General features: G+C 34.7%; 15 protein-coding genes. 11 read left to right on the top strand and 4 right to left on the bottom strand.

Going from position 1 to position 15,961, the window contains the following annotated elements; all coding sequences use genetic code 11:
- Nucleotides 1–73: 73 nt before the first annotated feature.
- Nucleotides 74–2,131 (bottom strand): methionine--tRNA ligase, encoded by a 2,058-nt coding sequence (metG, locus tag ACEN92_RS14075; RefSeq protein ID WP_495638986.1) that lies wholly within the window; start codon nt 2,129–2,131, stop codon nt 74–76.
- Between the two features lie 224 nt (nt 2,132–2,355).
- On the opposite strand from metG, the gene ACEN92_RS14070 reads away from it, so the two are divergent.
- Both ACEN92_RS14070 and ACEN92_RS14065 read left to right on the top strand, forming a co-directional pair.
- Nucleotides 2,356–3,486, top strand: a complete 1,131-nt coding sequence (locus ACEN92_RS14070) for a DinB family protein (protein WP_495638985.1) — start codon at nt 2,356–2,358, stop codon at nt 3,484–3,486.
- 163 nt (nt 3,487–3,649) lie between these two features.
- Nucleotides 3,650–3,877: a CDGSH iron-sulfur domain-containing protein gene (locus ACEN92_RS14065; protein WP_042563543.1), complete on the top strand. Its 228-nt coding sequence runs from the start codon at nt 3,650–3,652 to the stop codon at nt 3,875–3,877.
- 107 nt (nt 3,878–3,984) lie between these two features.
- On the opposite strand, the gene ACEN92_RS14060 is transcribed toward ACEN92_RS14065, so the two are convergent.
- On the bottom strand, nt 3,985–4,887 hold the full coding sequence (locus ACEN92_RS14060) for a PhzF family phenazine biosynthesis protein (protein WP_495638984.1): 903 nt from the start codon (nt 4,885–4,887) through the stop codon (nt 3,985–3,987).
- 425 nt (nt 4,888–5,312) lie between these two features.
- Here ACEN92_RS14060 and ACEN92_RS14055 point away from each other — a divergent pair, with 425 nt between their 5' ends.
- From ACEN92_RS14055 to proC, 8 genes are all read left to right on the top strand, one after another.
- Nucleotides 5,313–5,483: a hypothetical protein gene (locus tag ACEN92_RS14055; protein ID WP_495638983.1), complete on the top strand. Its 171-nt coding sequence runs from the start codon at nt 5,313–5,315 to the stop codon at nt 5,481–5,483.
- Between the two features lie 70 nt (nt 5,484–5,553).
- Nucleotides 5,554–6,093, top strand: coding sequence for a DMP19 family protein (locus ACEN92_RS14050; protein ID WP_495638982.1), 540 nt, complete (start codon nt 5,554–5,556; stop codon nt 6,091–6,093).
- A 243-nt stretch (nt 6,094–6,336) separates the two neighbouring features.
- Nucleotides 6,337–7,608 (top strand): serine--tRNA ligase, encoded by a 1,272-nt coding sequence (gene serS / locus ACEN92_RS14045; RefSeq protein WP_495638981.1) that lies wholly within the window; start codon nt 6,337–6,339, stop codon nt 7,606–7,608.
- Between the two features lie 94 nt (nt 7,609–7,702).
- Nucleotides 7,703–9,484, top strand: a complete 1,782-nt coding sequence (locus tag ACEN92_RS14040) for a tetratricopeptide repeat protein (protein ID WP_495638980.1) — start codon at nt 7,703–7,705, stop codon at nt 9,482–9,484.
- A gap of 76 nt (nt 9,485–9,560) precedes the next feature.
- Nucleotides 9,561–9,872: a DUF4286 family protein gene (locus ACEN92_RS14035; protein WP_495638979.1), complete on the top strand. Its 312-nt coding sequence runs from the start codon at nt 9,561–9,563 to the stop codon at nt 9,870–9,872.
- Nucleotides 9,873–9,950: 78 nt separating this feature from the next.
- Nucleotides 9,951–10,736, top strand: coding sequence for a 16S rRNA (adenine(1518)-N(6)/adenine(1519)-N(6))-dimethyltransferase RsmA (gene rsmA / locus ACEN92_RS14030; RefSeq protein WP_495638978.1), 786 nt, complete (start codon nt 9,951–9,953; stop codon nt 10,734–10,736).
- Nucleotides 10,720–12,069, top strand: a complete 1,350-nt coding sequence (mgtE, locus tag ACEN92_RS14025) for a magnesium transporter (protein WP_495638977.1) — start codon at nt 10,720–10,722, stop codon at nt 12,067–12,069. Before rsmA ends, mgtE begins: the two co-directional genes overlap by 17 nt.
- A gap of 75 nt (nt 12,070–12,144) precedes the next feature.
- On the top strand, nt 12,145–12,921 hold the full coding sequence (proC, locus tag ACEN92_RS14020; protein WP_495638976.1) for a pyrroline-5-carboxylate reductase: 777 nt from the start codon (nt 12,145–12,147) through the stop codon (nt 12,919–12,921).
- Between the two features lie 64 nt (nt 12,922–12,985).
- Here proC and ACEN92_RS14015 read toward each other — a convergent pair whose 3' ends face one another.
- Nucleotides 12,986–13,531 (bottom strand): hypothetical protein, encoded by a 546-nt coding sequence (locus ACEN92_RS14015; protein WP_495638975.1) that lies wholly within the window; start codon nt 13,529–13,531, stop codon nt 12,986–12,988.
- A 4-nt stretch (nt 13,532–13,535) separates the two neighbouring features.
- Nucleotides 13,536–14,678: a Na+/H+ antiporter NhaA gene (gene nhaA / locus ACEN92_RS14010; RefSeq protein WP_495638974.1), complete on the bottom strand. Its 1,143-nt coding sequence runs from the start codon at nt 14,676–14,678 to the stop codon at nt 13,536–13,538.
- A gap of 186 nt (nt 14,679–14,864) precedes the next feature.
- On the opposite strand from nhaA, the gene ACEN92_RS14005 reads away from it, so the two are divergent.
- On the top strand, nt 14,865–15,812 hold the full coding sequence (locus ACEN92_RS14005; protein ID WP_495638973.1) for a 2-hydroxyacid dehydrogenase: 948 nt from the start codon (nt 14,865–14,867) through the stop codon (nt 15,810–15,812).
- The last annotated feature ends 149 nt before the right edge of the window (nt 15,813–15,961 follow it).

Genomic DNA, 15,961 nt, shown 5'->3' with positions numbered 1-15,961 from the left:
TCTTCTTAAATCAAAAAGCGCGAATCAATTAAAAGCTTAATCGATTCACGCAATTTTATAAGTTTATAAAACTTTAGTTTACCGTTTCACCATTCGGAGCATCAGCATCCGGGTTGATAAAAACCAATTTCCCTTCAGCATTTGTTGTCATCAAAATCATTCCCTGGCTTTCAACTCCACGTAATGCTCTTGGCGCTAAGTTTGCTAAAACAGAAACACGTTTTCCGATAATTTCTTCCGGAGAAAAGCTTTCGGCAATTCCCGAAACTATGGTACGAACATCAATTCCCGTATCTACTTTAAGAACTAAAAGTTTGTTTGCCTTTGGCATTTTTTCCGCCTCAAGAATAGTTCCAACACGAATGTCCATTTTAGCGAAATCTTCAAACTGAATCAAATCTTTTTGTGGTTCCGGTTGTTTGCTTTCGGCGAGATTAGCGGTTTTTGTAGCTTCCAATTTGTCTATTTGTTTTTGTATTTCTTCATCTTCAATTTTGGCAAAAAGCAATTCTGCTTCACCAATTTGGTGCCCTTCAGGAATCAATTCTGAATTCTCTGCAACATCATTCCACTTCAATTTCCCTTCATTCTTTAGGATTCTTGACAATTTTGCAGATGTAAAAGGTAAAAACGGCTCAGCCAAAATGCTCAAAGCAGCAGCAATTTGCAGGGCCACATACATTTGCGTTTTTACACGCTCCGGATTGTCTTTCATGACTTTCCAGGGCTCTTCGTCTGCCAGATATTTATTTCCCAAACGCGCCACATTCATCAATTCACCCAAAGCTTCACGGAATCTGTAACGTTCTACCGAACTTGAAATCACAGCCGGATACGCTTTTAATTCTGCCAAAGTATTTTCGTCAACTTCAGATAATTCATTTGGAGTCGGAATAAATCCGTCATAATATTTGTTTGTTAAAACGACAACACGATTAATAAAGTTTCCAAAAATAGCAACCAATTCGTTATTGTTTCTCGCCTGGAAATCTTTCCATGTAAAATCATTATCCTTAGTTTCCGGTGCGTTCGAAGTCAATGCATAACGCAAAACATCCTGTTTCTCCGGAAATTCTTCTAAATATTCATGCAGCCAAACCGCCCAGTTTTTAGAAGTCGAAAGTTTGTTTCCTTCCAAATTCAAAAACTCATTTGCAGGCACATTCTCCGGTAAAATATAGCTCCCTTCGGCTTTAAGCATTGCAGGGAAAATAATACAGTGAAAAACGATATTGTCTTTCCCAATAAAGTGAACCAGTTTCGTTTCTTCATCTTTCCAGTAGGGTTCCCAGTCTTTTCCTTCACGTGCCGCCCATTCTTTCGTAGATGAAATATATCCGATAGGCGCATCAAACCAAACGTATAATTTTTTTCCTTCAGCACCCTCAACCGGAACATCAATTCCCCAATCAAGGTCACGGGTTACCGCACGAGGCTCTAATCCGCCATCAACCCAAGATTTAACTTGTCCGTAAACGTTAGGTTTCCAGTCGTTTTTATGTCCAACCAAAATCCATTCAGTAAGGAAATCAGTATATCTGTCCAAAGGTAAAAACCAGTGTTTCGTAGATTTTAAAATTGGAGTTTCTCCGGTAATCGTAGATTTCGGATTAATCAAATCCGTAGCATTCAAAGTCGAGCCGCATTTTTCGCACTGATCACCGTAAGCTTCCGGATTGTCACATTTAGGGCAAGTCCCGACTACAAAACGATCCGCTAAAAACTGATCTGCTTTTGCATCGTACAATTGTTCGGTCACTTCTTCAATAAAATCACCCTTATCATACAAAGTCCTAAAGAATTCCTGAGCTGTATCATGATGAATTTTAGCCGAAGTTCGAGAATAATTATCAAACGAAATTCCGAAATCAGCAAATGATTTTCTAATAATTCCGTCATATTTATCAATAACTTCCTGTGGCGTAACTCCTTCTTTTTTGGCTTTCATCGAAATGGCAACACCATGTTCATCGCTTCCGCAAATAAACGCAACGTCTTTTCCCTGCAAACGCAAGTATCTCGAATAAATATCTGCAGGCACGTAAACCCCCGCCAAATGCCCAATATGAATAGGTCCGTTGGTGTAAGGCAATGCCGCCGTAATAGTATATCTTTTTGGATTCTGTATCATCTTTCAATTTTATTGAGTGCAAAAATAAGCAATACAATCGAGAGTTTTATGGTTTTTTAAGGAGCTATTCCCGCTATCCGTTCCAATCTTTTTATTTTTAAAGAAAAAACAAAAAGGATTTCCACTTCTATCGGGGCTAGAAAACAAAAATCGGATAAAAAAGAGACGTTTACAACTTAAAAAATAGTATTATATTTACATTTATTATTAAAAAACTGAATCTGATGAAACAAATAGCATTAATATTACTTTTTTTAGGCCATTTACTGGCCAATGCTCAAACGCAAAAAACCGTTTCCAGTGATTGGACTTCTTTCAACCAGACTTTAGATATCCAGACTGCTACGAAGAAAAAGTTTAAAGTAGTTGCTTCTGTAAAAGTAGAAACAACAGAGCCAAATGCCTGGGCAGGAGTATGGGCAAGAACGGATACTAAAAATGAAGAAGAAGGTTTTTTTGATAATATGCGTGACAGGCCTGTTAAAGAAAAGGAATGGAAATCTTATACTGTAGAAGGGACAATAGATGCGAATACACAATCATTAAGCTTTGGTGGATTATGTCTTTATAATGGAAAATTTTACTTTGATAAATTTGAGTTGTTTATAGAAAATGACAAAGGAGTTTTAGAGCCTGTCAAGCTTTCAAATTCGAGTTTTGAAACACCTGTAAAAAACGACGAAATCCCAAAATGGAATTTAGGAATTGCTAAAAACCAAATGGTCAAAGTCAAAGAATATAAAATTACATCCAGTAAATCCAGTACAGACGGTAATTATGGATTATTAATAGAAGGAAGTGGTATAAAATTCAAAGAGACAGGAAAGATAGGAAATGTTGAAGGAGCTTCTCCCCAGATTGGTGCTATGATTTCAATGCTTGAAGATCTTAAAAACAGGGTTGAAAGAACAGTCAAAAATATGAATCAGTACGAAATTGATTATTTGCACGATGAGCAAGCCAATAGAATAGGTTCTTTAATCATGCATTTAGCCGCAGCGGAAGCTTATTATCAGGTTTTTACTTTTGAAAACAGGGATTTTAATGAAGAAGAAAAGAAAAAATGGAACACGGCTTTAAATTTAGATCAGGGTGGTCGTGATGAGTTCAAAGGCAATGACGTACAATACTATTTGGATATTTATAATGAAGTAAGGGCAAAAACCATTACTGAATTAAAAAAGAGAGATGACGCCTGGTTTGCCGAGGTGCAAAAACGATATGACTGGTCAAATCAATATTGTTGGTTTCATGTTATGGAACATCAGTCAAGTCATTTAGGACAAATTTTATTTCTGAAAAAACGAATTCCGCCTCAGCAGCAGCCAATCTTAGAAAACAAGATTAAAAACTAAAAGCAAATGGTTTTAAAAAGACTTTCGAATTCGATATAACCTGAAATGGGGTTTAGTAAAATAGAATTAATTTAAACTAGCGCTTTAACTCATAAAAATTGCAAATCAATGCAAATCGTTCCCAATATATTTTGCAACCTTTGCCTAAAAACTAAGCAAAATTATGAGCAAGACAAAACTGATTATAAATAAAAACGGATCAATAAAAATAGAAGGTGATTTCGAAATCATGGATTCAGAAGGAACGGTTTACGGATTACAAGGAAGATCAGCATTAGGGCTTTGCCGTTGTGGATTATCTGCGAACAAACCTTTTTGCGATGGAGGACACCGTAACAATTTCGAACACGATTCAATCGCATTTGATTTGCCACCAATGAAAACGAACTAAGGTTCTGTTTTCTATTAAAATATAAAAGCTGCATTCATCAATGCAGCTTTTTTGTTGTTTATTTTTGAAGTCGTGTTTTTGATATTCTTTCTTTAGTGACTGTTGACTTAGATATAAAGTTCACCCCGCATCGTAATAACAGATGAACCTCCAACCAAAATATCATTTCCTCTATTCATTACTTCAATTAGTGATGGCTGGTTTAATTTGACACCTTGCAGAATTTTATATTCTTTGTTGAGTTCCGCATACCTGTTTTTTGTCAAAAAGCCAATTAAAGGTCCGGCGGCAGTTCCCGTAGCAGGATCTTCTTCTATTCCGATAATTGGATTAAAAAATCGTGCTTCGACAATATGGCCGTCCTTTTGATCAGTAATGGCAAAACAATAAAATCCTTCAAATTGATATTCTTTTGAAATTTCGATTAAAAGTTTGCTGTCAGGAACACAATCGTTCAGTAATTGCCTGTTTCTGACCGGAACCATAGTATGTGCGACTTCTGTTTGGACGACTGTTGGAACAAGGATATCGATTTCTAAATCTTCAATCTTAAAACCAAGTGCTATTGCTATTTTATAAGTAGGGATCTGATCCTTAATAATAGCTTGTTTTTGATGCATTTGCACGATAGGATACTGAGTGACCGGATCAAAACGTACTGTTAAGGGTATTGGGGAATTCTTCATGATTACAAATCGATTGTTTTCATCCTGTTCCTCAAATATGGGTAATTTTTTTAATAATGCACCACAAACAGCACCTAACAAATTGTGTCCTGCGCCATCTATTTCGAAACCAATTGGGGTAAAGGAGCGAACGTTGAGCGCCTTTCGTGCATGGGAATAATAAACAAAGGAAGTCTCAGAATAACCAAATTCCTTAGCAATATTTTGATAAACTTCTAATTCTAAATCACCATTTGTAAAAACCACAGACAAAGGATTGCCTTTGTAGCTTGTATTGGAGAATACATCTAAAACGTAATATTCTAATGCTATTCTTTCTTTCATTAATTTATTTTTTAAATGAATGTGTCTCATAATAACTTGTTACTCATTATTTAAATAAGTTATTACAAGTTTTAGGATTACTCTTACGATTCATAAAAGTACTAAAATATCAGAAAGAAGAAATGAACTTTATTTTCTTTTTTAGTTCTAAACTTCCCGAACAAAAACGATCAATTAATAAGTTATTTATTTTTCTTTTTATTTAAAAACTACTTTTTTCTCTGTTTTAGGTATTTTAATAATACAAAAGGTTGTGTTGAGATTGGCTTTCTTTGGTTAGCAGGAATCTAATTTATTACTTGTTAATACTTTACATTGTGGTTGTGAATTGTAAATTCGCGTTATCACATTTCACAACACAAATCAAAATTAGTAAATAATTCATTTTCTTATATTTGTAAACGTAATTAAAGAAAAGTATAATCATGGCAAAAGGATCCGAAAAAAACACCAAAAACAAGGCCTTGCATACCAAATTGTTAAATCGGAAAAAGGCTAAACTTAGAGAGGAGAAAAAAGTACAGGCATTACGTTTAAAAGCTTTAGTTGCAAAAATGAATGAAAAAAAGAGTAGTAACGAATCTGATGTTATTTAAATGAGATTGTATTTCTTTTCTGTTTTAATTTATTCGAAATTTGCAATCACAACTCATTAACAAAAACAAAATGGAATTCGGCAGAATCATTATTTCAGAAACCGCAGCAAACAGCGAAAATCCTCAAGATATTATCAACTCAAATATTTCAGTAATCAATCTGATGCGTGAAGAAAAAATAGACGACGACCTGATCCATGAAGATGCTTTGATGAGTTACTACTTAGATTATTACACGTCTCAATATACCGAAGGTAATTTTGCACAATTTGTATATAATTCAGGTTGGAATAAAGAATTAAACGAATTGATTGAAGAAGGTCTGGCTTTAATTGGTGCCGAAAAACATTTGGAATTATTTCAGACACAGTCCAAAAAAGTCCGTTTGATGAGCAGCGTCAAATTAGGTAAATTCCTGAAAGGAAAATTGGAAGGCGTAAATCCAATTAGAGATTTGCTCAATAACGATACTTTTTATGAACTGGAAGAAAACCTGGTTGTACTTAACGCCGGTTTTTTAAAATCCCATCCGGACACAGAAGTGCTTACGGTTGATGAAATGTTTGCAGTTTTGGAAGAATTTGTGGGGCATGAGATTAAGAGAGCTTAAGTTTTCTACGACAGAATCTCTGTAAATTAGAGAATTTTGTTTTGAGGGATAAAATTCCACAAAGCTTCACAAAGGTTCACAAAGTAATATTAAAAAAACTTTGTGTATCTCCGAAACCTTAGCGCATCTTTGTGTAATAACCCCTCAAAATAACTTTTTCCTCTCAAACTTTGTCGTATTCTTAGCAAACATTTCCTTAAATTTGCTTCCGTTATAAAAATACAATAGTATAAAAATCAAGCTATGTTACAAATCGCATTTATTAGAGAAAATCAGGAGAAAGTAATCAAGGCTTTGGCAAAACGAAATATCGATGCTAAAAGTGTTGTTGAAGAAGTGGTGCAATTAGATGAAAACCGTCGTGCAACTCAGGTAGAGTTGGATAACATTTTGTCTGAATCTAATAAATTATCCAAAGATATTGGCGAATTGATGAAAGCAGGCGAAAAATCGAAAGCCGCAATCTTAAAAGAAAAAACCGTTTCATTAAAAGAAAAAAGCAAGGAACTAGGAGAGAAAGCAGAAGCTTTAGCAACCGAATTGACCAATAAATTATACACTTTACCAAATCTTCCGGCAGATATTGTTCCAGAAGGAAAAACTCCGGATGATAATTTGAATGTTTTTGAAGAAGGGGACATTCCGGTTTTACTCGAAGGTGCACAGCCTCACTGGGAGCTGGTTAAAAAATATGATATCATTGATTTTGAACTGGGTGTAAAAATTACTGGTGCCGGATTCCCTGTTTATAAAGGAAAAGGTGCTCGTTTGCAACGTGCCTTAATCAATTATTTTTTAGATAAAAATACAGCAGCAGGATACAACGAAGTTCAGGTGCCGCATTTGGTAAACGAAGCTTCAGGTTACGGAACCGGACAATTGCCGGATAAGGAAGGACAAATGTATCATTCTACAATTGATGATTTATATTTGATTCCAACTGCTGAGGTTCCGGTTACGAATTTGTTTCGTGATGTGATTTTAAACGAAAACGAATTACCGGTTTTGTACACAGCTTATACGCCATGTTTCCGTCGCGAAGCAGGATCTTACGGGGCACACGTTCGCGGATTAAACCGTTTGCACCAATTTGATAAAGTTGAAATTGTACGTGTTGAACATCCCGACAATTCATATAAAGCGCTTGACGGAATGGTAGAACACGTAAAAAATATTTTGCAGGAATTGAAATTGCCATATAGAATTCTGCGTCTTTGTGGTGGAGATATGGGTTTTACTTCAGCTTTGACGTATGATTTTGAAGTGTTTTCTACAGCACAGGATCGCTGGTTAGAAATCAGTTCAGTTTCTAATTTTGAGACTTTCCAGGCTAATCGTCTGAAATTACGTTTCAAAGACAAAGACGGAAAAAACCAATTGGCACATACACTTAACGGAAGTTCATTGGCATTGCCAAGAGTTTTGGCCGGAATTTTAGAAAATTACCAAACGCCGGAAGGAATCGTAATCCCGGAAGTTTTACGCCCTTACTGCGGATTTGATATTATAAATTAAAAAAGTTTACAGTCGCAGTATTCAGTCACAGTTGAAAAACTGAAAACTGTGACTGAATACTATTCAAATGGACTACGACTAAAAAAACTGAAATATGAAAAACATCTTTATCTATATCGTTTTGTTGTGGTCAGGTTTTGCATTCTCCCAAAACGAGCAGCTTGCTCAATATTACTACGATAAAGGTGATTTCGAAAAAGCGAAAATCAGTTATGAAGAGCTTTTAAAAAGTGTACCGTCCAATACACAATATTTTTTAAGAACTATAGAATGTTACCAGCAATTGCAGCAATTTACTCTTGCCGAAAAGGTTATTCAGGATCGTTATAACAAATACAGACAAGGTGTTTTTTTGGTTGAATTAGGCTATAATTTCCAGCTTCAAAAGAACGAATCAAAAGCCAAAAATTACTACGAACAGGCGATTGAAAAAATCAAAACGAGTCCGAATGACGTTTATGGAATCGGGAATTCTTTCGAGAAAAAAGTATTGTTGGAATACGCTTTAAAAGCCTATCAGACGGCTATGCAGGTACAGCCAAATTACAATTTTAATTTCCAGATCGGAATGCTTTACGGTCAGTTGGGTAAGACTGATCTGATGATTGATCTTTTACTGACAGAATCTTTTCAAAATCCGCAGAATGCAAATTTAATCCAGACACAGTTATCCCGTTTCATGAATGGTGAAGCTGATAATACCGCTTTTAAAGATGCCATGAAAAAAGCGCTGATCCTGAAAACACAACAAAATCAGGATGTTTTTTGGAATCATTATCTGAGTTGGTTTTATGTACAGCAAAAAGAATTTGGTAAAGCTTTTATTCAGGAAAAAGCAATTTATAAACGTGAACCGGAATCTTTGATGAGTATTCTCAATCTGAGTCAGTTCGCAATGAACGAAGATGATACTGAAACAGCTTCGGAAATACTGAATTTTATCCTTCTAAATACCAAAGATTTAGATTTGTTGATTCAGACTAATGCAAGACTGATGGAGATCAAAATTGCCAAAGCACAGGAAAAAGATTATCCGATTATCAATACGGAGTTACAACAATTGCTAACAACTTATGAAATAACTCCTTTTACCTTATCTTTGCAAATAATTCAGGCACATTTTGTGGCTTTTAATTTAAAAAATCCCGAAGAAGGAAAAACAATTATAAAAAAAGCTTTAGAACTCAATCTGAATGAATATCAAAGAGCGGATGCCAAAATGGAATTGGGCGATATTTTGCTTTTGGAAGAGAAATTCAATCAGGCGCTTATTTATTATTCGCAGATTCAATTGGATTTAAAGAATGACGTTATGTCTCATGAAGCGAGTTTGAAAGCAGCTAAAACAAGTTATTATAAAACTGATTTTGAATGGGCTTTAAAACAGTTTAAAGAATTAAAGTCGGCTAATACGCAATTAATTGCCAATGACGCACTGGAATATTTTTTACTGATTAATGACAATACCGTTGCCGATTCGACACAAACGGCATTGAAGCAATTTGCAAAAGGTGATTTTCTGATTTATCAAAATAAAAAAACAGAAGCTATTGCTCAGTTTCAGAGTGTTTTGAAGAATTTTAAAGGACAGGAAATTGAAGCTGTAACAATGTTGCGTTTAGGTAAAATTTATGAAAGTCTGAAGGATTATAATTCGGCTTTAAGCCAATACCAACAGATAATTGACAATCATAGTGACGGAATTTATGTAGATGAAGCTTTGTTCTTCTCAGCTGAAATTTATAACGACGAATTAAAAGATATTGAAAAGGCAAAACCTTTGTATGAGAAGGTAATTTTTAACCATCAGGACAGTATTTACTTTGTTGATGCCAGAAAAAAGTACCGACAATTGAGAGGAGATACAAATTTATAATGCAGATTTCGGATTATTAGATTTTAGAGGTTAAGAAGAATCTAAAATCTAATTCTGAAGTCTAAAATCTAGAAAAATGATAATATACAACGTTACTACCAATATACAAGAGAGCGTTCATGACCAGTGGTTAAAATGGATGCAGGAAAAACATATTCCGGAAATTCTGGCTACAAACAAGTTTTCTTCGGCAAGAATTGTAAAAGTTTTGATTGAAGAAGAAATGGGCGGAATCACGTATTCTGTTCAATACTTTACGGATAGCAAAGCGACTTTAGAGCAATATTATCTGGAGGACGCACCAAAATTCCGTCAGGAAGCTTTAGAATTGTTTGCCGATAAAATGCTTTCTTTCAGAACAGAATTAGAAGTGATTTCGGAACATTAAAATAGATTATTTGATGTTAGATTTTAGGATTATTCGATATTTCGAGAATTCAATGGTCTAAAAATCTAAAAAAAGAAAATGGAAAAAGTAAAAGCCAAAAAACATTTAGGACAACACTTCCTGAAAGACGAAAGTATTGCAAAAGCAATTGCAGATACCTTGAGTTTAAAAGGATACGATGAGGTTTTAGAAATAGGACCGGGGATGGGTGTGCTGACTAAGTATTTGCTTGATAAACCCATTAATACACACGTAATTGAAATTGATACCGAATCTGTGGTGTATTTGGGTGAAAATTATCCAAAGCTTAAAGATAAGATTATCTCTCGGGATTTTCTTAAATATAATATTAATGAAGTTTACGAAAACAAACAATTTGCTATAATTGGAAACTTTCCATACAATATTTCAACACAGATTGTTTTTAGGACTTTAGAATTTAAACATCAGATTCCGGAGTTTTCGGGCATGTTTCAAAAAGAAGTTGCAGAACGAATCTGCGAGAAAAAAGGCTCAAAAGCTTACGGAATTTTATCCGTTTTAGCTCAGGCTTTCTATGTTACTGAGTATTTGTTTACTGTTGACGAAAATGTTTTTATTCCTCCGCCCAAGGTCAAGTCGGGTGTGATGAAAATGACCCGAAAGGAAGATTATAGTCTTCCGTGCGGTGAAAGGTTGTTTTTTACTGTAGTAAAAACAGCTTTTCAGCAAAGACGAAAAACATTACGTAACAGTTTGAAAACATTAAATTTATCGGATAATTTGCGAGAAGATACTATCTTTGATCTTCGCCCTGAGCAACTTAGCGTAGATGAGTTTATTGTTTTGACTCAAAAAATAGAAGCCGATGGAGTTCAAAGTTAGTAAAGAATTAATCCACCAATTAGAAGAGCATATTGTTAATAAAAACGACAAAGAACTTGAAGTTTTACTTAACGATCTGCACCACGCTGATATTGCCGAAATCCTGGATGAACTGGATTTTGACGAAGCAACTTATATTTTTAAGGTTTTAGATAGTGATAAAACCGCGGAAATTCTTCTTGAACTGGAAGATGATTTGCGTGAGAATATCTTGAGCCGACTTTCTCCCAAAGAAATTGCAGAAGAGCTTGATGAGCTTGAAACAAATGATGCGGCGGACATTATCGCGGAACTTTCCCAGGAAATTAAAGCCGAAGTAATCTCAGAATTAATTGACGTTGAACATGCAAAAGACATTGTTGATCTGTTGCGTTATGACGAAAATTCTGCAGGTGGTTTAATGGGGAAAGAGCTCGTAAAAGTCAACGAGAACTGGAATGTGCTTACTTGTGTGAAAGAAATGCGTATTCAGGCCGAAAACGTATCAAGAGTTCATTCTATTTATGTAGTTGATGATGAAAACCGTCTTAAAGGAAGATTATCACTTAAAGATTTACTGACTACTTCAACCAAAACCCAGATCAGCGATATTTATATTCGCAAGCTGAATTTTGTAAATGCTGATACCGAAGATGTTGAGGTGGCGCGTATCATGCAGAAATACGATTTAGAGGCAATTCCTGTTGTTGATGAACTTGGTCGTTTAGTTGGTAGAATTACTATTGATGATATCGTAGACGTAATCAAGGATGAAGCTGATAAAGATTACCAGTTAGCTGCCGGTATTACACAGGATGTTGAATCAAATGACAGCGTTTTAGAATTAACCAAAGCACGTTTGCCTTGGCTTTTAATCGGAATGGTAATCGAAATTATAGCTTCTTTTGTTTTGAAAGGAAACGAAAGTACATTTCAAACTTATTCAACGTTGATTATTTTTGTGCCTTTACTTTCGGCCACTGCCGGAAATATTGGTGTTCAGGCATCGGCAATTGTAGTTCAGGGTTTGGCAAACGGAACATTAAAAGAATTCAGCAGAGGTTATTTCACTAAAGAAATTACAGTTTCTATGATCTCAGGCAGTATTATTTCACTGCTTTTGCTAGGGTATCACTCGATTATGTATCAACAATATCTAGTAGGAATTGCAATTTCAATTTCGATGATTGTAGTGATTTTATTTGCTGCGACTTTAGGAACTTTAGTCCCGCTTTTTTTACATAAAAATAAAATAGATCCGGCAATTGCAACAGGTCCGTTTATCACAACAACCAATGATGTTTTCGGAATTATGCTCTATTTTGGAGTTGCCAAAATAATCTTGGGATTCTAAAATGGTTTAACCGTTTAATCGATTAAACAATAAAATTGCTATTAACCAATCAAAATATAAAATAAAACAACCAGAATGAAAGTACACATCATAGGAGGAGGGAACCTCGGGGTTTCTATTGCCTTGGGGATTGCAAAATTCTCGCAAAACCATAAAGTAACCGTAACAAGAAGAAACACAGCCAGTATTCAATATTTAACCGAATTAGGAATTACTGTTTCATCAGATAACAAACATAACATTCAAGAGGCAGATGTTATCATTTTAACCATAAAACCATATCAGGTTGATACTGTTTTGGCAGAAATCTTACCGGCTATCCAGGGAAAAACAATTGCATCGGCAGTTAGCGGATTGTCATTGGAAACACTTCAGGCAAAAACAAATAATGATTACCCGGTTATTCGAATTATGCCAAATATTGCAGCACAATTTGGTGAGTCTGCAACTTGTATTTCTTTTCCTGAAAAGGACAGGGAAAAAGCAGTGCCAATTGTTGATTTATTTCAGGATTTGGGAACAGCTCCTGTTATTGACGAAAAATTAATGGATGCGGCGACTGTTTTAGGTGCTTGCGGAACAGCATATGCTTTAAGATACATTCGTGCTTCAATGCAGGCCGGAATCGAAATTGGATTTGACTCTCAAACGGCTTTAGCAATTGCTGCACAAACGGTAAAAGGAGCTGCAAAAATGTTGTTGGAAGAAAAAGTACATCCGGAACAGTTAATTGATCGTGTAACAACGCCTCAGGGCTGTACGATTGTTGGTCTGAACGAAATGGAACACAATGGGTTCAGTTCATCTTTAATCAAAGGAATTAAAACGTCTTTGAAACAGATCAAAGGATAATTTTAGTAAAAATTCTAATATAGAAATTCCAAATTCCAATTTTATTATGTTGGAGTTTGGAATTTTACTTTTTAATTAGCTGAATGTATTTCTTGTCGCATTCTGAAATCTTGGTATAAGGGTTCATAGCATTGCCATAATTCTGAATCGTAAGTGTGTCTTTTGCATAACTTGCATCGATGCCAACAGGGATTTCAAATTCTTTAGGTTCAGTTCCCGAGTCTGAAATAGAATCTGTTTCGTCTTCATGACTTATATCTCCTTCATATTCATCCCATTTAATGCCTTCCAGCACAATATATTTCTCTCCGGATCCATTGGTGGAAAAAGTAGCTTTACCTTTTAATTTTCGGGATTTTGTTTTGAAAGAATACAAATAGCCATCTTTCGCCTTAATTATTTCAACAGAAATTTTACATTCATCTGTATTGTTTTGTTCAGATTGTGTTTCATAAATGCCGACTATTGATTCTTCGTTTTTGGAAATTTGAACATTGATGCTGTTTTTAGAATTATTTTTCCCGACAACAGGTTCAGGCTTTTTATTGTTACATGAGGAAATTAGCGAAGCAATTAAGAGAATACAGATAAGTTTTTTTGTTGAACTCATTATGTTAAGTGGTTTTTCGTGTCAAAATATATTTCAAATAAACAAAACCAAAAATACCTGCCAGTAAAGAAGCTATTAAAATGGCTATTTTAGAAAAAATGATAGTTTCAGGATTTTGAAAAGCTAAAATGGTTATAAAGATTGACATTGTAAAACCAATTCCGCCTAACATTCCGGCACCTAAAATATGTGACCATTTTAAATCTTTAGGCAAAGAACAAATACCCATAGTTACACCAATAAAGGAAAAGAGTAAGATACCTAATGGCTTTCCAACAACTAATCCTAAAATAATACCGAATGTATTTGGATGATTTAAGCTCTCGTGCCAGTCAGGCTGAATCGCAATACAGGTATTGGCGATCGCAAATAGTGGTAAAATAATAAAAGCTACAGGTTTGTGTAAAAAATGCTGAAGCTTGTATGAAGTTGATTTTTCTCCACCATCTCCAAACGGAATTACAAAAGCTAATATTACTCCGGTAATAGTTGCATGAACCCCGGAATTGAGCATAAAATACCACATTATAACTCCGCCAATTAAATAGGGTATAAGATTGGATATTTTCATTCGGTTCAAAACAAATAAAAATATCCAGATTCCTAAGGCAATAGCAAGATTGACAAATGCAATAGAAGTGGTATAAAAAATTGCAATAACAATTATAGCACCTAAATCATCGATTACGGCCAATGCAGTTAAAAATATTTTAAGCGATGCAGGAACTTTATTCCCTAAAAGAGATAAAATTCCAATTGCAAAAGCAATATCTGTAGCCATTGGAATTCCGGCCCCGTTTTCAGTATCAGTTCCATAATTTAATGCCAAAAACAGTGATGCAGGAATCAACATTCCACCAAACGCCGCCATTATTGGTAATGAGGCATTTTTTATGTTTGATAATTCACCATGATAAATTTCGCGTTCCAGTTCCAGGCCAATCAATAAAAAGAAAATCGTCATCAATCCATCATTAATCCAATGCGTAATTGAGTGATGACCAACTTCAGTTTCCCAAAAAGAGATATATTCCGTTTGAAAAGAAGAATTGGCCAGAAAAAGAGAAACAAAAGTGACAAAAAGTAATAATAGGCCTCCAGATTTCTCGCTTTCAAAAAAGACTTTAAAAGTTTTAGTTAATTTCATTTAGATGTCTGTTAATTTCGATAGATAAATATTATGGATTAGCCTCCTGTATTTTCAAAGTTAAAGAAAATATAACAATAAAAAATTAAGGAAGGCTTTGTTTGATTTAAACTACGATTAATCGGATTCAAAAAATGAAGAATAAGATGTATTTTTGTTTCCAATTACCATCATTAAACTTTATTTATGAGCATTAAAATTCTACATATCGACAGTAATCACCCAATTCTTTGGCAACAATTAGAAGAAGCAGGCTTTGAAAACCATGCCGATTTTAAATCATCCAAAGAAGAAATTGAAGATAAAATTCAGGATTATAACGGAATCGTAATCCGAAGCCGTTTCAAAATAGACAAACAATTTATAGACAAAGCTGTCAATTTGCAGTTTATTGCCAGAGTAGGAGCGGGATTAGAAAGTATTGATTGCGATTATGCGCTCTCAAAAGATATTCATTTAATTGCTGCACCCGAAGGTAATTGCAACGCTGTTGCAGAACATACATTGGGAATGATTTTGTCACTTTTTAATAAACTGAATCAGGCCGACAGCGAAATTCGTTCCGGAGCCTGGAACAGGGAAAGTAATCGCGGTTATGAACTCGATGGAAAAACGGTTGGAATTATTGGGTATGGCAATATGGGAAAAGCTTTTGCCAAAAAGCTGCGTGGTTTTGATGTAAATGTTTTGTGTTATGATATTTTGGATAATATGGGGGATGAAAATGCAAAACAGGTTTCGTTAGAGGAATTGCAGCAGAAAACGGATGTTTTGAGCCTGCATATTCCATGGACACCGGAAACAGACAAGATGGTAGATCGGGATTTTATTAATGCATTTGCAAAGCCTTTTTGGATAATAAATACTTCAAGAGGTAAAAATATAGACACGGCCGATTTAGTGGAAGCAATGAAGTCCGAAAAGGTACTGGGGGCCGGTTTAGATGTTTTAGAGTATGAAAAATTATCTTTTGAAACTCTTTTTCAGGATAAAAACACACCGGAAGCTTTTCAATATTTATTAGATGGTAAAAAAGTAATTCTTACTCCACATATTGCCGGCTGGACATTTGAAAGCCATGAACGTCTGGCGCAGGTTATTGTAGATAAAATAAAAGCTCTTAATTTAAAATAGTTATCAATTCCTTATTAAGGTTTAATAACAGGTTTTTTCTGTAAAATAATGTTTGAGATTAGTTTTTAAAATTATTTTTTTTTAATATTGTTTTGATTTTAACAAAATTTTATAAAAGGAGAAAACCGAAAATCCTAAAGAGTAGGCGT

The organism is Flavobacterium sp. Flavsp81, assembly GCF_059491325.1.
Note: the sequence above shows the minus strand (reverse complement) of the source record. Positions and strands in the feature narration are given on the sequence as shown.